Annotated in this window: 18 protein-coding genes; 9 read left to right on the top strand and 9 right to left on the bottom strand. The window is 38.4% G+C overall.

Annotated elements, in window-relative coordinates:
• Nucleotide 1: 1 nt before the first annotated feature.
• From E0H94_RS08110 to galE, 9 genes are all read left to right on the top strand, one after another.
• Nucleotides 2–1,114 (top strand): EpsG family protein, encoded by a 1,113-nt coding sequence (locus E0H94_RS08110; RefSeq protein ID WP_131325929.1) that lies wholly within the window; start codon nt 2–4, stop codon nt 1,112–1,114.
• Nucleotides 1,098–1,973: a glycosyltransferase family 2 protein gene (locus E0H94_RS08105; protein WP_131325928.1), complete on the top strand. Its 876-nt coding sequence runs from the start codon at nt 1,098–1,100 to the stop codon at nt 1,971–1,973. The genes E0H94_RS08110 and E0H94_RS08105 overlap by 17 nt, the downstream gene beginning before the upstream one ends.
• A 617-nt stretch (nt 1,974–2,590) precedes the next feature.
• Complete coding sequence (locus E0H94_RS08100; protein ID WP_131325927.1) at nt 2,591–3,724, top strand: glycosyltransferase family 4 protein; 1,134 nt, start codon at nt 2,591–2,593, stop codon at nt 3,722–3,724.
• Nucleotides 3,725–3,726: 2 nt separating this feature from the next.
• Nucleotides 3,727–4,344 (top strand): sugar transferase, encoded by a 618-nt coding sequence (locus tag E0H94_RS08095; protein WP_131325926.1) that lies wholly within the window; start codon nt 3,727–3,729, stop codon nt 4,342–4,344.
• A 160-nt stretch (nt 4,345–4,504) separates the two neighbouring features.
• A complete protein-coding gene (locus E0H94_RS08090) occupies nt 4,505–5,554 on the top strand; it encodes a GNAT family N-acetyltransferase (RefSeq protein ID WP_205679294.1) in 1,050 nt (349 codons plus the stop codon).
• Between the two features lie 4 nt (nt 5,555–5,558).
• Nucleotides 5,559–6,161, top strand: a complete 603-nt coding sequence (locus E0H94_RS08085; RefSeq protein WP_131325925.1) for a GNAT family N-acetyltransferase — start codon at nt 5,559–5,561, stop codon at nt 6,159–6,161.
• 9 nt (nt 6,162–6,170) lie between these two features.
• Complete coding sequence (locus E0H94_RS08080; RefSeq protein WP_131325924.1) at nt 6,171–7,355, top strand: DegT/DnrJ/EryC1/StrS family aminotransferase; 1,185 nt, start codon at nt 6,171–6,173, stop codon at nt 7,353–7,355.
• 1,547 nt (nt 7,356–8,902) lie between these two features.
• Complete coding sequence (locus E0H94_RS08075; RefSeq protein WP_131325992.1) at nt 8,903–10,777, top strand: polysaccharide biosynthesis protein; 1,875 nt, start codon at nt 8,903–8,905, stop codon at nt 10,775–10,777.
• Nucleotides 10,778–10,874: 97 nt separating this feature from the next.
• Complete coding sequence (gene galE, locus E0H94_RS08070) at nt 10,875–11,894, top strand: UDP-glucose 4-epimerase GalE (protein ID WP_131325923.1); 1,020 nt, start codon at nt 10,875–10,877, stop codon at nt 11,892–11,894.
• Between the two features lie 7 nt (nt 11,895–11,901).
• On the opposite strand, the gene E0H94_RS08065 is transcribed toward galE, so the two are convergent.
• From E0H94_RS08065 to ribBA, 9 genes are read right to left on the bottom strand one after another with little or no spacing between them, the layout of a single operon-like run.
• On the bottom strand, nt 11,902–12,936 hold the full coding sequence (locus E0H94_RS08065; RefSeq protein ID WP_131325922.1) for an acyltransferase family protein: 1,035 nt from the start codon (nt 12,934–12,936) through the stop codon (nt 11,902–11,904).
• A gap of 56 nt (nt 12,937–12,992) precedes the next feature.
• Nucleotides 12,993–14,363 carry a phosphomannomutase CpsG gene (locus E0H94_RS08060; protein WP_131325921.1) on the bottom strand — a complete coding sequence of 457 codons (1,371 nt, stop codon included), beginning with the start codon at nt 14,361–14,363 and terminating at the stop codon, nt 12,993–12,995.
• A gap of 53 nt (nt 14,364–14,416) precedes the next feature.
• Nucleotides 14,417–16,255 carry a glutamine--fructose-6-phosphate transaminase (isomerizing) gene (gene glmS / locus E0H94_RS08055; RefSeq protein ID WP_131325920.1) on the bottom strand — a complete coding sequence of 613 codons (1,839 nt, stop codon included), beginning with the start codon at nt 16,253–16,255 and terminating at the stop codon, nt 14,417–14,419.
• 12 nt (nt 16,256–16,267) lie between these two features.
• Complete coding sequence (gene glmU, locus E0H94_RS08050; RefSeq protein ID WP_131325919.1) at nt 16,268–17,632, bottom strand: bifunctional UDP-N-acetylglucosamine diphosphorylase/glucosamine-1-phosphate N-acetyltransferase GlmU; 1,365 nt, start codon at nt 17,630–17,632, stop codon at nt 16,268–16,270.
• Between the two features lie 21 nt (nt 17,633–17,653).
• Nucleotides 17,654–18,202 (bottom strand): phosphatidylglycerophosphatase A, encoded by a 549-nt coding sequence (locus E0H94_RS08045; RefSeq protein WP_131325918.1) that lies wholly within the window; start codon nt 18,200–18,202, stop codon nt 17,654–17,656.
• A complete protein-coding gene (thiL, locus tag E0H94_RS08040; protein ID WP_131325917.1) occupies nt 18,153–19,070 on the bottom strand; it encodes a thiamine-phosphate kinase in 918 nt (305 codons plus the stop codon). The genes E0H94_RS08045 and thiL overlap by 50 nt, the downstream gene beginning before the upstream one ends.
• 17 nt (nt 19,071–19,087) lie before the next feature.
• Entirely contained in the window at nt 19,088–19,537 is a 450-nt protein-coding gene (gene nusB / locus E0H94_RS08035) for a transcription antitermination factor NusB (RefSeq protein WP_116762674.1), read from the bottom strand.
• A 3-nt stretch (nt 19,538–19,540) separates the two neighbouring features.
• Nucleotides 19,541–20,011 carry a 6,7-dimethyl-8-ribityllumazine synthase gene (gene ribE, locus E0H94_RS08030; protein ID WP_005181338.1) on the bottom strand — a complete coding sequence of 157 codons (471 nt, stop codon included), beginning with the start codon at nt 20,009–20,011 and terminating at the stop codon, nt 19,541–19,543.
• Nucleotides 20,012–20,022: 11 nt separating this feature from the next.
• A complete protein-coding gene (gene ribBA, locus E0H94_RS08025; RefSeq protein ID WP_131325916.1) occupies nt 20,023–21,144 on the bottom strand; it encodes a bifunctional 3,4-dihydroxy-2-butanone-4-phosphate synthase/GTP cyclohydrolase II in 1,122 nt (373 codons plus the stop codon).
• Nucleotides 21,145–21,171: the final 27 nt, after the last annotated feature.

The following is a 21,171-nucleotide window of genomic DNA, read 5'->3' as shown; positions in this document are numbered from 1 at the left end:
AATGATGCTAATTGATAATGCTGTTTTTTTGAATCTATATAATCTAATTTATTTTATTACAGCATGCTTGGTTGTAGCTTCTGTGCTATCTTCAGAAATCAAGAAAGATGTCATATTGCAAAACAAATTAGGTCAATATTTAGTTATATTTCCTTTAATATCCTTGATATTACTTGTTGGTTTTAGGGCTTATGATGTTGGAACTGATACAGGAAACTATCTCAATATTCTTTGGTATGAAACACTTGAGATAGATTTTAATGGTGATTTTTTATTTGGTTTAATTGCATCAGTACTTAGATTTTTTGATTTAAACTTTAGTTGTTTTTTATTATTAATTTCTTTTTTATTTTATATATTTACTTACAAATCACTTAAGAACTATAGTGATATATATGAATCAAACGTGCTTATTTCCTTCTTTGCATGTATGTCCTTTTTCTTTTATTTGAGTATGAGTATTAATGTTATTCGGCAAGGTGTGTCTTTGTCTATTTTATTATTTGCTTATTCTTTATGGGTTAGTAAGAAAAATAATATTATAATTTTGTTTTTTATCCTTTTGTCATTAGCTTTTCATCTGACTTCAATTATACCAATTTTAATATTTATTTCTTCTGTTGCCATTAATAAATATAGAACCTTAAATTTACTAATTCTTATTTATTTTATTTCTGTAATTTTATCTTACTTCAATTATGGTTTTTTAAACTTCTCATCATTATTTTTAGATTTTTTAGGTGATGATAGACATGCAGGTTATTTTTCTGAAGATAGCACTGAATACATCATTGGTTTTAAGCCGCAGTTTGTAATTTTTAATACTTTTTTTCTGCTTGTAGCTTTACATATTAAAAATAAGTTATCTGATAGTCACTTATTATCCCAATATAATATTCTTGTTTGTTATTATATTGTTGCAAGTATTACTATGTTTATGGCATTTCAATTGCCATTTTCAGATCGTTGGGGGTTGTTCTCGTGGTGTGTTATTCCATTGCTAATTTCACCATTATTTTATTCACCATTTGTTAAAGAAAATATAAAAATTCATTATGTTTTAATGCTAATTTTAATTTACATTGGCTTTTATTTATATGATAAATCAATCTGAAAATGCACCTATTATTAGTGTAGGTATTCCATTTTATAATGCTGAAAAGTACTTGGCTTTTGCTATTCAGTCTGTACTTTGTCAATCATACACAAATTGGGAATTGATTCTTGTCGATGACGGATCAACAGATAATTCCTTGAAGATTGCTAAAGAATTTGCTTGTGAAGATCAGCGGATTCGAGTGTTCTGTGATGGTGAAAATAAAAAATTACCTTATCGTCTAAATCAATTAATAAAAGAATCAAAAGGTAAATTTATAGCAAGGATGGATGCAGATGATATTATGCATCCTAGTCGTTTGGAAATGCAGTTGAAGTATCTTTTAGAGAATAATGCATTTGATCTGGTTTCTACAGGTTTGGTATCTATAGATGATCAGAATATAGTCTGTGGATTTAGATGTGTAAATTCACTTACTACTGAAATATCTAAACCATTTAAGTTTCATATTGTTCATCCAACTGTGATGGCTAGAAAAGAATGGTATTTAAGAAATTTATATAGTTTAGACTACCCTCGTGCAGAAGATTTTGAGTTGTGGTGTCGTACATATGATCAAAAAGATTTAAAAATTGCAATTCTTCCGGATTTACTTCTTTTTTATCGTGAATTTGGAAACATTTCTATCGATAATATTTTGAAAACATGTTTAGATCAACATAAAATAACAAATTATTATAAAATTAATAATAAGATTTATAATTTTATATATTTTAATTTTAAATATTTTTTTATTTATACAGTTGGTTTTTTGGGTTTAGGGCAAAATCTTTCGAAGAGAAGAAATCGAAATTTATCTGATCATGATGCAAAAGCAATGCAAGAATTATTAAACTTGGTTGTGAATAGAAAGTAGGAGCTTTGGAAAGTTCATTTTGTAGATAAGCTACTTTAATAAAAATCATCAGATATAAATTGATAAAAGTAGTTTGGTTGTATAAAGACATTACTCAAGAACTATTCATCAACATAATTTTCGATGGATAACCTGAGCCTAAAAATTATTGTGCTAGTAATTGACGAGTTTACAATCAACCTCAAATAATTCGCTAGAATTTTACGTGCTTTGACTTACAAAGCTTGTAGTACGTCGAACCTAACGCTAGGGAAGGGGGCGCAAGTTTTTTTGGTATGTTTATACAATGTAGTTTAATGATTAAATTAGAATTTTTTTCGATTCATGAGATGTATGCTTAATAGCCATTCTGAATAAATTTGCAAAATTTAGATAGACTTTATGACTAAGTTATATCTTGGTTTTTGTTACTTGGGTAAGCTTTAATTTTTTTTTAAACTTTTTGCAACAAAATCGATGATTATTTGAAAGTATTTAACAGACATAGATCAAAAAAAGTATTTTAATTAGAGAAGTTAAAAGAGAAAACTGGAACACATTATTGGAAAAATGTTTTATGTTTGTCTCTTAAATGTAGAAAAAATAATTTTTAAAAAAATTAAAAAAGCTGAAAAATTATGAGTACGATAGTGTTTATTGGCACGATAGCATCTAGCATTTATGATTTTCGTGCAGATTTAATCCGTAGCCTCTTAAAGCAGGGGCATCAAATATATGCTTTTACATCTCAATACAATGCAGAAGACGTAAATAAAATAGAACAACTGGGTGCCATCCCAGTTACCTATACTTTAAACCGTGGTGGATTAAATCCACTGGCAGATATTGTCGCAACTTATCAACTTTTAAAAAAAATAAAGACTATAAATCCTGATGTGGTCTTTTCCTATTTTTCTAAGCCTGTCATTTTTGGCACATTAGCTGCGAAACTAGCAAAAGTACCTTGTGTAATCGGTATGCTTGAGGGGCTGGGTTACACTTTTACAGAGCAGCCAGAGGGTCTAAGCCATAAAACTAAATTTATCCGATACATTCAGGTTTTTCTCTATAAAATAGCATTGCCACAGCTTGATAAACTTGTTTTCTTAAATCCAGATGATCCCAAAGATTTATTGGAAACATATTCTATAAAAGTAAAAAAAGTAGTGATCCTCGGTGGAATTGGTTTAAATTTACAAGAATATCCATATCAACCCGTTGATGATATTTCACTTCCTATTAAATTTTTATTCATTGGTCGGTTACTTAAAGAAAAAGGAATACATGAGTTTGTTCAAGCCGCTAAATTGGTGAAAAAACAATATCCTAAAACACAGTTTACGATTCTTGGACAAATAGATACTTTTAATATTGGCGCACTACAACAAGCAGAGTTGGATGATTTGATTGCTTCGTGTGTTGTTGAGTATCGAGGTCAAGTGAATAATGTAAAAGACTGGATCACGAATAGTCATGTATTTGTATTGCCCTCTTATCGTGAGGGTGTACCTCGGAGCACACAAGAAGCAATGGCAATAGGTCGCGCAATTATTACTACAGATGTTCCTGGTTGCCGAGAAACTGTAATTCAAAATCGGAATGGTTTCATTATTCCAAAGTGGGATTCCAAAACTTTAGCTGAATATATGATTTATTTCATTGAGAATCCTGAACAGATTCGATTTATGGGAGATGAAAGCCACAAAATTGCAATCGATAAATTTGATGTTGAAAAAGTAAATCGACGATTACAAAATATTTTAGGAGTCTGAAAATGATAAAACGCTTCCTAGATATTGTGATTGCTTCTTTTGCGCTCATTTTATTATCGCCAGTATATTTATATGTTACATACAAGGTAAAAAAAAACTTGGGTTCACCAGTGTTATTCCGTCAAGTTCGTCCAGGATTACATGGCAAACCTTTTGAAATGATTAAATTTAGAAGTATGCATGATGCTATCGACGCCCAAGGGAACCCTTTACCAGATATTAAACGATTAACACCCTTTGGTCGAATGTTGCGATCTACCAGTTTGGATGAATTGCCTGAATTATGGAATGTGATTAAAGGTGATATGAGTATAGTAGGTCCACGTCCTTTACTGATGGAATATTTACCACTTTATAATGAAGAACAAGCCAAGCGCCATCATGTGCGCCCAGGCATAACTGGTTATGCACAAGTAAATGGACGTAATGCCATTAGTTGGGATGAAAAATTTAAACTCGATATTTGGTATGTCGAAAATCAATCCGTTTGGTTGGATTTTAAAATTATGCTGAAAACGATCAAAGTTGTTTTGATGAAAGAAGATATAAATGATGAATCAGGTCACTCTATGCCTTTATTTACAGGGAATAAACAAGGTGACAAAAATAATGCCCCCTAATGTGACATACTATTGGAATAGATATAGATAATCAATCCGATTTCACAGTAGAAAAATAATTTTGATATATATCATTAAGTCAGGTTTTTAAAATTTCATCCTTAATAGAAGAAGGCACTGAGGGTGAAAGGTTAATTTCTAATTTTGAGGTTAACAGAAAATGATAAAAATGGATTCTAATGTGAAATGCTCTTTAATTGATATAAATGATCAATGGGATGTAGTAGTAAAGAAATTTAATTTTGATATATATCATTTAAGTGGCTGGCTAAAATCTTCAGCAGTCATTGATGGTGGTCAGGCGAAAGGGCTAATTATTCAGTCAGAGAATAGTGAATTACTTTTTCCTTTAATTATCAGAAAAATAGATGATGTATTTTGGGATGCAACCTCTCCATATGGTTATAGTGGTCCATTAGGAGATAATGTATTAACTCACCAAGAAATTGATCAGCTATTGCAAAAATCAATTCATTTCTTGAAGGAGCAGAATTGTGTTTCTTGGTTTATACGATTACACCCAATATTAAATATTGGATGGAATAGTACATTTGGCATTATTGTTGAGCATGGACCAACATTATCTTCAGATTTGAGTAAAACAGAAGAGGAACATTGGGCTGAAACTCAAAATAGACATCAACGAGGCATTAAAAAGGCTTTAAAGCATTCTATATATACAAAGATTGAAGAATTCAATGAAAATAATGCTTTAATCTTTTCTAAAATTTATACTGAAACCATGAAGCATTTGAATGCTTCAGAATTTTATTTTTTCGATGATTTATATTTTATAGAGTTGGCAAAAAATCTAAAAGGAAGAATTCTATTAATTACAGCTTATCATATGGAAAATCCAATTGCTGCTTCAATCTATACCTATTGTAAAGAAAGTGGAATTATTCAATATTATTTAGGTGGCACTCTAGATGCTTATCGAAATTTGCAACCTGCTAAGCTGATTACACACATCGCAAGAACTTGGGGTCGTGAAAATCAATATTCCCTCTTGCATCTTGGTGGAGGCTTAGGGGCGTGTTTGGATTCATTATATGAATATAAAAAAGGATTCAGTTCGAATGAGCATTTATTTAAAACGCATCGTATTGTCGTGAACTCTGATATTTATATGAAATTGTTAAATAAAACTGGCAGGGTTGGAGAGTTAACAGAATACTTTCCGCTTTATCGGAAGCCAAATGGGAAATAGTGTCATGATTAAATCTAATAATGTGTCTCTTAGACCAATTGAGTTACACGATGATATTTTATTGCAAAAATTGATGAATGATCCTTTGGTGGCTGGAAATGTATCTGGATGGTCATTTCCTGTTTCTCTTTTTGCCCAAAATAGTTGGATTCAGTCAAATACAAATAATTCAAATTATCGCTTAGTTATTATAGATAATGAAACGAATGAAGCAGTTGGTATCACAGGATTGTGGGATATTGATTGGCATAATCAGTCAGCTAATCTGCCAATAAAAATCTTACCAGGAAAACATAAAAAAGGCTTTGCTACAGAAGTAATTATGTTAGCCATGGCGTGGGCATTTTACAATGTTGGACTCAGACGTTTATATGGTCCAATTTTAGACTTCAATGGGCCAAGTATGGGTGTTTATGTTAAAAAATGTGGTTGGAGGGTTGAAGGTCGACAACGTGAAGCGATTTTTCGTAAGGGAGAATGGCATGATGTATACGATGTAGCAATTCTTAAGCATGAATTTGATGCTCTACCTAATGTAGCTGAGTTTATTCATGCGGTATGTCCTGTAGATACCACACCTAATATCAATGCCCAAGATTATATTTAAGTAGAAAAGATGCTAAATACTACATTTGAACCATGGCCAAGCTTCACAGTAGAAGAAGCGGATGCTGTAACTCATGTATTACTATCTAATCGAGTCAATTACTGGACTGGACAAGAATGTCGTGAGTTTGAGAAGGAATTTGCCCAATTTTCCCAAACCAAATATGCCGTAGCACTAGCGAATGGTACGGTAGCACTTGATGTTGCTTTAAAAGCTTTAAATATTGGCGCTGGTGATGATGTAATTGTTACATCCAGAACATTTCTTGCATCTGCTAGCTGTATTGTTACTGCAGGAGCTAATCCGATTTTTGCAGATGTTGAGCTGGATTCTCAAAATATCTCTCGAAATACGATTGAAGCGGTATTAACCCCGAATACCAAAGCCATTATTTGTGTACATTTAGCGGGCTGGATGTGTGATATGGATCCAATCATGCAATTGGCGGAAGAAAAAGGTCTATTTGTCATTGAAGATTGTGCTCAAGCACATGGGGCACAATATAAAGGAAAATCAGCGGGTTCGATTGGTCATATTGGGGCATGGTCGTTCTGTCAGGACAAAATTATGAGCACTGGTGGTGAAGGTGGGATGGTTACCACCAATGATGAAAACTTATGGAAAAAAATGTGGTCCTATAAAGACCATGGTAAAAATTATGACAGCATTTACCATAAACAACACCCACCGGGTTTCCATTGGGTACATGACTCTTTTGGAACCAATTGGCGCATGATAGAAATGCAGGCCGTGCTCGGGCGCATGCAATTGAAAAAGATGCCAGTATGGACAAAAAAACGTACACAGAATGCGCAGCGTATATTGGCTGTATTTCAAAATAGTCATTATTTCTCGGTAAATTATCCAAACCAAGATTATGTACATGCCAACTATAAGTGCTATGTGCAGGTGAATATTGAACAATTACCAGCAGGTTGGTCACGTGACCGTATTATGAATGAAATTACTGCACAAGGCGTACCATGTTTTATTGGCTCTTGTTCAGAAGTTTATTTAGAACAAGCATTTGAAGGTACTCCTTGGAGACCAAAAACACGCTTAGTGAACGCTCAACAATTAGGTGAAACCAGTTTAATGTTTTTGGTACATCCGACCTTAACAGAAGATAGTCTGACAAAAACTGTGAATGCTATTCGGCAGGTTATACAGATGATGAATGCAATAAAAAATTAAACCAATTAAGGTGATCCTAGACAAAATATTGGATAGATAGTCCTTTTAAAAAGAATGGAATGTTAATTTTAGAGATATTAGCTGGCTACCTTGGGAAGTATTACTGTTTAAGTCATGCAATCGATTAAAATCATCGTTTGCTCATAACGCAAAATTTACTGGATCACCTATTTTTAGTTATTTAGTCGCTACTATTGGGACAATAAACATTGCCTCTATTGGAATTAAAGAAGGCTGGTTGTACTAATGGGTAATGTTGAATCAATTTAGTCGTCAATTCGTGGTTGGAAAACTAGCTCACACATAAACTGTCAATTGGTATGTGATGCATTTCATTCTGCAATCGTCCGTTAGGAAACTCTATCAGGTGTTATGCTTATGACCTTCCGAAGCTATGCTTTTAGGCTAACGATACTGTATTGTGATTTTAGAGTACGATTACAGACAAGTAATTAAATTCAAATTATATTTAGGCGAAGAAACTGCGGGGATTGCAGTATCTGAAAGCTTCTTTCATACATCCATCAAAAAGTCATATGCTACACGGCAGTGTATTTTCTACTTAAAAACGAACCAATCAAGTCTAGTTAGAACCTATTGAGATTTACTACAATCGAATCAGACAAAACTTTGCAAATAGAAGCTTAAGTTTGATCGCTTTTCAACAAAATATTTTAAGTATTTAGAGAGATTATCTGTTGATAATACTCTCTCGGGTCAATGTTATTTTTAGTGGGATTACCCCCATACATATGGGCAATATGTTATCGGAATATTCCGATCGCTGGTTGGGGATAAATAGGGAAATGACTTGACTGCTGATTTCTTCAAATAATTTCATGTTTTCTTAATGAGTTATCGCTAAAAATTGCTCATCTGTTCACGTCGGGCTTCCAGTTTAAATGAATCAGAGTACTTTGGCTTTTCGCGAGAGAAGCCATTGCTAGAATTGATTGATTTAGGATTTACTTCCAGATAATTTTTGCTTTCAGCATTGAAGGCTGTTTCGCTCAGCTGTTTAATCAGAGACGTCAGAGCAAACATTTTGCTATTGAGTGATTGTTTTTAAAGTATTTTTTTAAAGTTGTTTAGAGCTCAAAGCTATTATTTGTCATAAAATTTTATTAAATTATTGAAATAATGATATTTATTGATGTATGTCTCAATATTATTAAAAAATAATATCAATTTATCAAATTATACCAGTTTTTGGGGATTTATTCGCATTTGTGGTGATTCTATAGTTGTGCTATGTCATTCGTTTGCTTAATCTGGAAGGTTTGCTTAGAGACTTAAAGTGCGTTTCGTGAATGCTCAATATCTAAGTGAAGCAAATTTAATGTTCTTGGTACATCTCTGTTAAGAGAAGAGAGTTTGGTAAAAACCGTGAATGTCATTAAGAAGATTGTGCAGGCGATTGATGTAATAAAAAGTTAAACCATATAAGGACAATCGGATGTCCTCATAAGGCTATCCCATTTAAACATGCATTTTTATTGACATAAAAATGGGCATAAAGATGCAATCCTGTAAAGGGGATCATCATGGTGAGAAATATAATTCATCAATTTGCTGCACAGCCAAGATTATATAAGCAAGTTTTTCTCAGTTTTTTGGATCTATTGGCGTTCCCTATAATTTTATGGTTGTGCTATGTGATTCGTTTGTTTGATTTTCAAACTCCAATTATTTCAAGTGTGGCGTACGGTATTCTCTTGGTCAGTTTTATTGCAGTTTTGAGTTTGATGATCACAGGGGTTTATCGTTTTATTGTGCATACTTTTGAAGAAATCCTGATCTTGAAGTTAGCACTTGCTGTTGCTATCACGATGATCGCTTTATACGTACTACGTACAAGTACCGCAACATTTGTTCCAATGTCTGTCCCATTTATATTCGGATTTATGATGTTTACATGGGTTTGGTTGAGTAGGGTCTATATTCGTTTTCTAGTTAGAGCCTCATATTGTGCTGAAATTGGCAGTAAAAGAGTTGCAATTTATGGTGCCGGTGCAGCTGGTCAGCAAATTGAGGCGGCACTTAAATGTTCAGGTCAGTATCTACCTGTATTCTTTATTGATGATGATCCGTCCTTGCAAGGAAGAATTATTGGCAGTATACCTGTTTATCCAGTTGATCAAGCATTACAGCGGTTGAAGAAAGATAGAATCGACGAAATTTTATTGGCACTTCCTTCAGTGGGTCGTGTAAGAAAAGCAGAGATTATTCATGAGCTTGAGCCTTGTTGTTTAAAAATTACGGCACTACCAGGTTTGACCCAGTTGGTTCATGGTGAAATTCAAATTTCAGATATTCAGGAAGTCGATATTATTGACTTGTTAGGACGTGATCCTGTTCCTCCGATTGAGCATTTATTGACCAAGAATATTGAAAATAAAATTGTGATGGTGACTGGGGCAGGTGGCTCTATTGGCTCTGAACTATGTCGTCAAATTGTCAAGAATAAGCCGAAAGCTCTCGTTATTTATGAACTGAACGAATTCGCGTTGTATAACATTGACCAAGAATTACATTCAAGCTCTGATGTGACCATCATTCCTGTTTTGGGTTCTGTGCGGGATCAAGCCAAATTAGAGTATGAGATTGAACGGTATGGTGTTCAAACGGTTTACCATGCAGCGGCGTACAAGCATGTGCCTTTAGTCGAATGTAATCCGCTTGATGGACTGAAAAATAATGCAATTGGTACGGCATGTAGTCTCAATGCAGCTGTTAAAAAAGGGGTGGAAACATTTGTATTAATTTCGACAGATAAAGCGGTTCGACCTACCAATGTGATGGGGGCTTCGAAACGACTCGCAGAGCTATATTGTCAATCTGTTGCTGCAATACAGCAAAATACACATATCAGTATTGTTCGATTTGGTAATGTTTTAGGGTCTTCAGGTTCAGTAGTCCCTTTATTTAAGCAGCAAATTGCCAAAGGGGGGCCCATTACTGTGACACATCCAGAGGTGACTCGTTACTTTATGACAATTCCTGAAGCCTCACAATTGGTGATTCAGGCGGGTGCGCTGGGGCAAGGTGGAGATGTCTTCTTATTAGATATGGGTGAACCTGTATGCATTCAGAATTTGGCACGACAAATGATTAAACTAAGTGGTTTTACTGTGCGAGAAACTGGGTCGTTGAGTGGTGATATTGAAATCCTCTACAGTGGCTTACGTCCAGGAGAGAAACTGTATGAGGAACTGTTGATTGACCAAGAGAATACAGAGTATACAGAGCATGCACGGATTCGTCGTTCTTTTGAAAAAGATTATCCTTTACAAGAAATACAAATAGTATTTGATAGAATCAATCAAATGGATGCAGCAAAGCCAGACATTGATTGGCTGTTGACTCAACTTGAGCATTATGTTGATGGGTATAAGCGGGGGAATCAAGTTATAATTAACTAAACTATAATGATTCGCTTGATGAATATAATATCCGCATTCAAGAGTTCATTTGATAGCTTAATTTAGGACTTATTGATAGTTTCGCAAGGAAATAAACATGGCTAAAATTTTAGTCACAGGTGGAGCGGGCTATATTGGCTCGCATACTTGTATTGAGTTATTAACCGCAGGTCATGACGTTGTGGTGTTAGATAATCTCTCAAATAGTTCAGTAGAATCTTTGGCTCGAGTGCAACAATTGTCTGGAAAATCTCTCGATTTTATTGAGGGCGATATTCGAGATGGCGAAACGCTTGATCAAATCTTTGCACAGTACACAATTGATGCCGTGATCCATTTCGCAGGCTTAAAAGCGGTTGGTGAAAGCCAGCAGATTCCGTTGACCTATTTTGATAATAATATTACGGGCAGTCTGAATTTGGTCAAAGCCATGGAACGTGCTGGCGTATTTAAGTTGGTGTTTAGTTCCTCGGCGACCGTCTATGATGAGGCAAACACTTCACCATTGAATGAAGAGATGCCAACGGGGATGCCATCGAATAATTATGGCTATACCAAGCTGATTGTTGAACAGTTACTACAAAAACTAAGTGCGGCCGATGCACGTTGGTCGATTGCTTTGTTACGTTACTTTAATCCTGTAGGCGCACATAAAAGTGGTCACATTGGTGAAGATCCCCAAGGAATCCCCAATAATTTGATGCCTTATGTAACTCAAGTCGCTGTAGGACGTCGTGAAAAACTGGCTATTTTTGGTCAAGATTACGATACGGTTGATGGTACAGGCGTTCGTGATTATATTCATGTGGTCGATTTGGCCAATGCACATTTGTGCGCATTGAATAATCGTTTAGCGGCGACAGGTTGTCGTGCATGGAATATTGGTACGGGGCAAGGTGCCTCAGTTTTGCAAATTAAAAATACCTTTGAGCAAGTCAATGGGATTGCGATTGCATTTGAATTTGCACCACGCCGTGCAGGTGATGTTGCTACCTCATTTGCAGACAACACTCGTGCAGTCACAGAATTGAACTGGCAACCGCAATATGGTCTGGAAGATATGTTGGCTGACAGTTGGAACTGGCAAAAGCAGAATCCGCAAGGGTACGACCAATAACCACAGTTTAAGTGATTGATCGTGTAGTAAGCCTTTTGCCAATTTTGATAAAAGGCTTCTCATAAAAATAATAAAGAAGATTTGAAATCAATAGAGTTAAAACAATCGTGAGCAAGATAGTTGTATAAGAATTTAAGTTAAAAAAGCGAGTAATATAGAGAAAAACGACAGGATGTATTAAATAAATGCCATAGGTTGCTTCCCCAATATTCGATAGAATTTTTGAAAGACTTAAGGGCATTGTAATGGCTTCTAGCTTATAAAAACCAAGTGTTAAGGTCACTGCCGCAATAGAAAAAATAATACGATTAAAATTTGTGACAATTTTAATCTGATCTCCACTAACAGGATAAAGCCAGAGCAGGCAGATTGATATGAAAATAAGCAGAGGTGCAGTCAGCTTCATCTTCAATTCGTTAAAATTATAATATAACGCTAAGCCACTAAAATATAAAAATAAATTATTAAATGGATTGATGTAAGTTTTCCACTGCTGTGCGAGTGTTAAATGGTGATCAAGGGCAAAAAATGCAAAATATATTCCGATTATAACCGCCGCTAAGAGTGCTAAATTACCGAATAATTTTCGTTTATTGTAAAGTAGAATCAGTATAGGTGTGAAAGCATAGTAAACACATTCATTGCCTATGCTCCATGCACCCACATTAATATATTCACTTGGTGCTAAAAATCCATATAAAAGCGTGATATTGAGTAAAAATTTAGTTAAATCAAAATGATGAGAGAGATAATACTGGTCGATGCTAATAATGACTATAACGATCCAGAGGAGCGGAAGTAATCTAAATAAGCGGCGGATAAAAAATATAAAGGAAGATTTATAATTATGGAAAAAATGCTTATACACAATCCCCATACTTAGCCCAGAAAGTACAAAAAATATAGAAACGCCATAAATACCTAAATTACCTAAGAGGCTGCCTGCTTGAGGGTGCCACAATGTCCAACTGATAAGGTGATAAATCATGATGGCACAAGCGGTTACACCCCTTAACCAATCAAGGGTTTCATATCGTTTCATATGTATTTTCTAATCAAGCATGAACGAAGTCATGTGTTGACTCCGTTCAAAAGAAATTATGATTGAATTAATTGCGTTAATTCATGCACATAAGTTTGCATCGGCTTCGGATTTTGATCCAAACGACTTTCAATATTGAGGCGAAGTAAAGGTTCGGTGTTGGATGCACGCACGTTAAAACGCCAAGTGCCAAAATCTAAGCTCACCCCATCGGTACGATCAATCTCAGGATTTTGATCTGCAAAATGGTCAAATAGTTTTTGAATGGTGGCTTGAGTATCTGCAACAGTGAAGTTGATTTCGCCACTACATGGAAACTTAGTAATCATATCTTCAACGAGGCTAGAGAGTGATTGCTGTGTTTCTGAGAGCACACTCATGGCCAGTAACCATGGAATCATGCCGCTATCGCAATAGGCAAAATCACGGAAATAGTGATGGGCACTCATTTCCCCGCCATAGACGGCATTATGCTCACGCATGACATCTTTAATAAAGGCATGACCTGATTTAGACTGTACAGTAATACCTTGATATTGATCGACAATATCTAAAGTATTCCAGACCAAACGTGGATCATGCACAATTTTTTCATTGGCTTGTTTTAACAGGAAGGCTTGTGCCAGTAAGCCGACAATATAATAGCCTTCAATAAATTGCCCTTTTTCATCAAAGAGGAAACAGCGGTCAAAATCGCCATCCCAAGCAATGCCCATATCCGCTTGATGTTCTAGTACTGCATGACGCGTGCTATCACGGTTTTCAACTAAAATCGGATTCGGAATACCATTTGGGAATGTGCCATCGGCTTCGTGATGAATTTTGATAAATTCTACGGGAACTTGTAGCTGATTGAACTTTTGCTCCAGTGCATCAATTACATGTCCTGCTGCACCATTGCCCGCATTGACTACCAGTTTGAGTGGGCGAATTTTTTCGGGGCGAATGTAGGTGAGAAGGTGGTCGATAAATTCAGGCAGAATATTGTAACTTTGGACTGTGCCTTTGTGCTCAACAGTTGTAAATGCACCTGATTCAGCCAGTGCTTGAATGTCTTTTAAACCTGTGTCTGCACTGATTGGGCGTGCATTTTCACGCACCAGTTTCATCCCATTATAGTCCATCGGATTGTGACTGGCTGTAATTTCGATACCCCCCTGCACATCCAGATGGAAGGCACCGAAATACACTTCTTCAGTTCCAGTCATACCCAAATCAAGAACATTGATGCCAGCATCGATGAGTCCTTGGATGGTTGCTTGCTTTAAGCCTTCGCTGCTCAGACGCATATCGCAACCAATTACCACGGTTTTAGGTTGGTAAATTTGCCCATAGGCACGGCCAATTTTATAGGCAATCTCTTCATTCAATTCTGAGCCGAGTTTGCCACGAATATCATAAGCTTTAAAACAGGTGAGGGTGGTCATTTTTAAACTCTTGATCATTGTATAAAAAAGGCCCGATATTCGAGCCTTTGGTTTTATTCTACAGTAACACTTTTGGCTAAGTTTCGAGGTTGGTCTACATCGGTGCCACGTAATACTGCAACATGATAAGACAGTAGTTGCACCGGCACGCTATACACGATTGGCGCTAAAGTTGCACTGATACTCGGTACACTCACTACGTGTTGGCGTTCTTTGCTTTGAATGCCGCTGTGCTCATCCGCAAAGACAAACAATTCTCCACCACGTGCTTGAACTTCTTCCATATTGGATTTGAGTTTATCCAACATGTCATCTTGTGGCGCAAGAATCACCACAGGCATGTCATTGTCAACCAAAGCCAATGGACCATGTTTAAGTTCGCCGGCAGCATAACCTTCCGCGTGAATATAAGAAATTTCTTTCAGTTTGAGCGCACCTTCCAAGGCAATTGGGAAGTGCGTGCCACGACCAAGGAATAAGCAGTGTTGTTTTTCTACAAACAATTCTGAAAGTCGCAAAATAGCCACGTTATTTTGCAGGGTATCTAAAACAACCTTCGGCAAGTGCCATAATTCTGCTGCGATGCTTTGAATTTGATGTTCTGAAATGGTTTGCTTGATTTGACCAATTTTTAAAATTAGTAACATCAATGCAGCCAATTGCGTGGTGAAGGCTTTGGTCGAAGCTACGCCAATTTCAGGGCCTGCCAAAGTTAATAAACTGTGGCTGGTCTCACGGATCATTGATGAAGTGGCTACATTACAGATGGCCATAGTGACAATATTGATATTCTTCGCTGCGGCACGCTTTTGAGTATCACGCAGTGCGGCTAAAGTATCTGCGGTTTCACCTGATTGTGAAATGCACAAGTAAAGTGTGTTATTCACAATTACAGGGGTGCGATAGCGGAACTCACTGGCAATTTCAACCTGACAAGGTACATCAATCAGTTGTTCAAACCAATATTTGGCAATCATGCCGGCATGGTAACTGGTTCCGCAAGCAAGGATCTGCACTTGTTGAATATTGGCGAAATCAGCTTCAGCCAGTTGTAGGAAGTCTGCACGTAAGGCATTGCCATCTAAGGCTTGAGAAATAGTTTGTTGCAATGCTTCAGGCTGTTCGTAAATTTCTTTCAGCATGTAATGCTTAAATTCACCTTTCGAGGCATTGCTGACCGTTGCATCCAGTTCTTTGATAGGACGTTGTACCAATTGCCCATTCACAAATACTTCAATTTTGTCGCGTGTTAAGCGGGCAATATCACCTTCTTCGAGGTAAATAAAACGGTTGGTAATTGGCAATAAGGCCAACTGATCCGAGCTAATGAAGTTTTCACCAATACCCACACCAATCACAAGTGGTGAGCCTTCACGGACCGTAATTAGTTCATCAGGATAATCTGTGTGAATAATTCCCAGTGCATACGCACCTTTAAGTTGGGGAACCACACTTTGTACGGCTTCTAACAGGCTAGAGGTCGATTTCAAGGCATCATGTACCAGATGCGCTACGACTTCGGTATCGGTTTGCGAAGTAAAGATGTAACCCAAGGCCTCAAGATCATCTTTCAATTCTTGATAGTTTTCGATAATCCCGTTATGTACGACAGCAACCTGACCTGAGACATGTGGATGGGCATTATTTTCAGTCGGTTTACCATGGGTTGCCCAACGGGTATGCGCAATTCCAAGTGAACCTGTAACCAGTGATTCATTGACTGCTTGTTCAAGGTTGGCAACTTTACCGACACGACGTTCACGTAAAATAGCATCATGATTCACCAGCGCTAAGCCTGCCGAATCATAACCACGATATTCCAGTCGCTTTAAACCTTCAATTAAAATATTGGTAATACTACGTTCTGCAACGCCACCGACAATACCACACATAGGAATATCCTCTTATTTCTTCAATTTTTGTGGACGTTGATAGTTTTCTTTGACTATCTGTTTTGAGCGTTCAAAGGCTAAGTTGTGATCTTCAACATCACGGGTAATCACCGAACCCGCTCCGACAGTGGCACCATGACCAATGCGTACAGGGGCAACCAGTGAGCTGTTCGAGCCAATAAAGGCTGAATCACCAATAATGGTTTTGAATTTGTTGGCGCCGTCATAGTTACAGGTAATGGTTCCTGCCCCAATATTTGAATTTTCACCAATTTCGGCATCGCCTAAATAAGTAAAATGATTGGCTTTAGAACCCAGACCAATACTTGAGTTTTTCACTTCAACAAAATTCCCAATATGGACTTCATTGGCGAGTTTCGCACCTGGACGTAAACGCGCAAAAGGTCCAATCTGGGTATCTTCACCAACAATGGCTTGGTCGAAAATGCTATATGGCTGTACCTTGGTGCCTGCGGCAATTTTGGTGTTTTTAATCACGCAACCTGCACCAATCTCGACAGAATCACCAAATTCGCATTCACCTTCAATGATGACATTAATATCGATCCGCACATCTTGACCAACTTTAAGTTTGCCGCGTAAATCAAAACGACTCGGGTCAATCAAATGCACGCCTTGCTGCATTAATTTTCTGGCTTGAAAGTTTTGAAATTGGCGTTCTAATGCTGCGAGTTGAATGCGGTCATTCACGCCTTCCACTTCAAATGCCATTTCAGGTTCAACGGAAGCAACTTCAAGACCATCTGCCAGTGCCATCGCCACAATATCCGTGAGGTAGTATTCGCCCTGCGCATTGTTGTTGGTGAGCTGTGGTAGCCATTGATGTAACTTGGCATTACTCACGCAATAGATGCCTGTATTGATTTCGCGAATCTGGTGTTGCTGTTCGTTGGCATCTTTGTGCTCAACGATCGCTTGAATTTGTCCATCTGTACGTACAATGCGTCCATAGCCTGTGGCATCGTCAAGGGTTAAGGTCACGAGACCAATCCCTGTTCCACGTGAAGCATCAAGCAGTTTTTGTAATGTTGCGGGTGTGATGCACGGTACATCACCAGACAGAATCAGAGAAATGCCGTCTTGTGGCAGTACAGGTAAGGTCATTTGAACAGCATGACCAGTCCCCAGTTGTTCTGCTTGTTCGACCCATTGTATATGTTCATGGTTAAAGTGTTGTTGTACTTGTTCACCCCCATGCCCATAGATGGTGATGATATGCTCGGCATTCAGCTGCTTTGCTGTTTCAATCACATGTCCAAGTAAGGGGCGTCCTGCTAAGGGTTGTAGCACTTTGGGTAGCTGGGAACGCATTCGGGTTCCTTTACCTGCAGCAAGAATAATCACAGAAGTTGTCATAACACACCTTACAAGCTGACTTTAAGCCAGAGAAATATTGAGGTATATAAAAATACAGAGCGCTGCCCAAAGGCCCGCAATAATGTCATCGAGCATAATGCCAAATCCGCCGTGGACTTGGCGGTCAATGACGCGAATCGGCCATGGCTTCCACACATCAAACAGGCGAAACAGCAAGAAACCGATCAATGCAGAGAAGACATTCATTTGTCCGAAATAAATCAGCGGCAATAAGGTAATGGATTGACCTGCAAATTCATCCCATACTATGCGTCCATCATCATGCACACCCATCACTTTGGCGGTTTGACCGCAAATGTAGATGCCAATCAGCGACATGAAGATGATGGCGTATATGGAGTTGAGAAAGCCTAAATTCAACCACAATGGAATAAAAAGCAGAGCAAAAGCCGAACCAAATGTTCCTGGTGCTTTGGGTAATAAACCAGAGCCAAAACCGACACCGCAAAAGACAATACAGCGGTTCGACCAAGACATATGGTTAAACTGAATTGGAGGTTTATGCAAAGTGTTGATACCCTTGAAATTGAAGCGGATGATCTTTGCCATCTTTTTCAAATGTAAGCCCTGTTGATGTTGTAATGGTTCCAATCACCGTAATTTTTACATCTAATTGTTGTTGTAAAAGCCGTTGGTAATTTTGCGGACTTATTGTAAAGCATAACTCGTAGTCATCACCACCAGCGAGTGCGTATTGCCATTGTTGTACTTGTGTTAAATGTTGCAGACCGACATCGATAGGAAGCTGTTCCAATTGTAGTCGAGCACCGACCTGTGATGCTTTGAGAATATGTCCAAGATCCTGTGCCAGTCCATCCGAGACATCAATCATGGCAGAGGCCACGCCTTTTAACTGCTGCCCGAGCTGGCAGCGAGGGGTTGGGTAATCTAAACGTTGCTTTAAGGAATGATTTGGATGTTGAAGTCCATAGGCTGCATCACCGACCTGACCACTGACGCAAACGTAGTCACCCACTTGAGCACCTGAGCGTTTTACCGCTTGCCCTGTGTCGACCCAACCCAATGCAGTGACCGAAATGGTGAGATGTGGACTTTGGGTGGTATCACCACCAATTAAGCTCACCCCAAATTGATCGCAGCAATCATAAAGTCCCTGACTAAAATCTTTTAGCCAGTCATGATCAATTTGGGGTAGGCTCAATGCCAATAAAATGCTGTGCGGTTTAGCACCCATTGCAGCGATATCGGAAAGATTCACGGCAACCGATTTCCAGCCAATCGCATGGGCGGGAGTATCGAGAGGGAAATGTCGTCCTGCAATTAAGGTGTCTGTGCAGATCACCAATTGTTGCTGCGGAGGAGGGGTAAGTAGGGCTGAGTCATCGCCGACGCCTAAATCAACCGAATAGTTATGCGCTCGATTAAAATAGGTCTCAATAATTGAAAACTCAGCCATACTACTTACTACACGTCTTATTGTGCTTGTTGCTTTTCTGCTGCACGAAGGCTGTTGGCTAAACGGTCCAATACACCATTGATGTATTTATGACTGTCTGCGCCACCAAAGTGTTTGGCAAGCTCAATCGCTTCATCTAAAACCACGCGATACGGGATTTCAAGATGTTCTTTCAATTCGTAAGCACCTAAACGAAGTGTCGCAAGTTCGACACCGTCTAGTGCTTCGATTTGGCGATCTAGCACAGGAATAAGAAGCGCATCCAAAGCGTCATGATTGGCAACCACTTGAGTCAGCAATTCATGATAATAGCTTAGGTCCACTTTATGCATAGCATTTTCAACACGCGTACGTGCTTCAATTTCATGCACAGGGTTGCGGCTCATTTGCCATTCATAAATGCCTTGTACAGCAAAACGACGTGCTTTACGTTTTGCAGCATAAGCGGCTTGAAGTGTTTGCGACATGCTTTAAATAGCCTTTAACAAGTTAACCATTTCAATTGCAGTAAGGGCAGCTTCGCTACCTTTATTACCTGCTTTTGTTCCAGAGCGTTCAATCGCTTGTTCAATGCTGTCCGTAGTCAATACACCATTAATCACTGGTAAGCCAGTGTCTAAGCCTACAACGCCTAAGCCTTTAGCACATTCACCTGCGACAAAGTCAAAGTGTGGCGTGCTGCCACGAATGACTGCGCCTAGTGCGATGATGGCATCAAAGCGATCAGACGCTGCCAGTTTTTTTGCTACCACTGGCAGTTCCCATGCACCTGGTGCATGAACAACAGTGATATTATCCTCTGATACACCATGACGTTTCAATGTATCAATTGCACCTTCTAATAGATGTTCGACAACAAAACTATTAAAACGACCCACTAAAATCGCGTAACGGCCTTCGCTCGCGAGATGTAACATACCTTCAATACGGCGAACTGCCATAGCAACCTCGATTATTTCGTTAATGTTTGTTGAGCGGTGACATATTCCACCACTTCAAGATTAAAACCTGATAATGCATTGAAACGTAGCGGCGAACTAAGCAGCTTCATTTTTTCAACGCCTAAATCACGTAAAATTTGTGCGCCCACACCAATGGTTTGATATTGCTGAGACAGTGCTGCACTGGATTTGGTTTTCTTCGGTGCCGTTAAACTGTCTAATGCAGGACCTAGGTCTTGTAGGTGACGTTGACCAATCCACACCAAGATACCGCGATCACTGTGTGCAATTTCTTTTAACGCACGGTCTAGGTTCCAAGCAGGTTCGCCGTCTTGCTTATTGAGTTTAAGCAAGTCACGGGTCGGATTAAAACCATGAACGCGAACGGTGGTTACGCCGTCTTTGGGTTCACCTTTGACCAAGGCCAAATGGATATCTGGATTCCCAATTTCACGATAACGGAACAACTCAAATGTACCATATTCAGTGTCGATGCTTTCTTGACCTAAGCGCTCAACCGTTTGTTCATTGGTCATGCGGTAATGGATCAGGTCAGCAATCGTCCCCATTTTAAGACCATGCTTTTCAGCGAAAATTTCTAAATCTGGGCGACGGGCCATAGTGCCGTCTTCTTTAATGATTTCACAGATTACCGAAGCGGGTTCTAAGCCTGCAATCCGAGCAAGGTCACAGCCTGCTTCAGTATGTCCTGCACGGTGCAGTACGCCACCTGGTTGTGCCATCAGTGGGAAGATATGTCCAGGTTGCACAATATCGCTAGGCTTGGCATGCGCAGCAACCGCTGCTTGAATGGTGTGTGCACGTTCAGCTGCGGAAATACCTGTGGTAATCCCTTCGGCTGCTTCAATCGACAGGGTGAAGTTGGTGGCATGTTGCGCACCGTTGGCATCGACCATTAAAGGTAAATTCAATTGCTGACAGCGCTCACGGCTTAAAGTTAAGCACACCAACCCACGCGCATGTGTAATCATGAAGTTGATGTCTTCTGGGCGGACGTGTGTCGCCGCAATGACCAAGTCACCTTCATTTTCACGGTCTTCATCATCCATCAGGATGACCATTTTCCCTGCACGGATATCTGCTACGAGCTCTTCAACGGTATTAATGGGCATAAGGCTTCTCTAAGTATTATGTAATAT

Origin of the sequence: Acinetobacter sp. ANC 4173 (genome assembly GCF_004331255.1) — a bacterium.
GTDB lineage: Bacteria > Pseudomonadota > Gammaproteobacteria > Pseudomonadales > Moraxellaceae > Acinetobacter.
The sequence above is the reverse complement of the archived record's forward strand: the minus strand, read 5'-3'. Positions and strand labels throughout refer to the sequence as shown.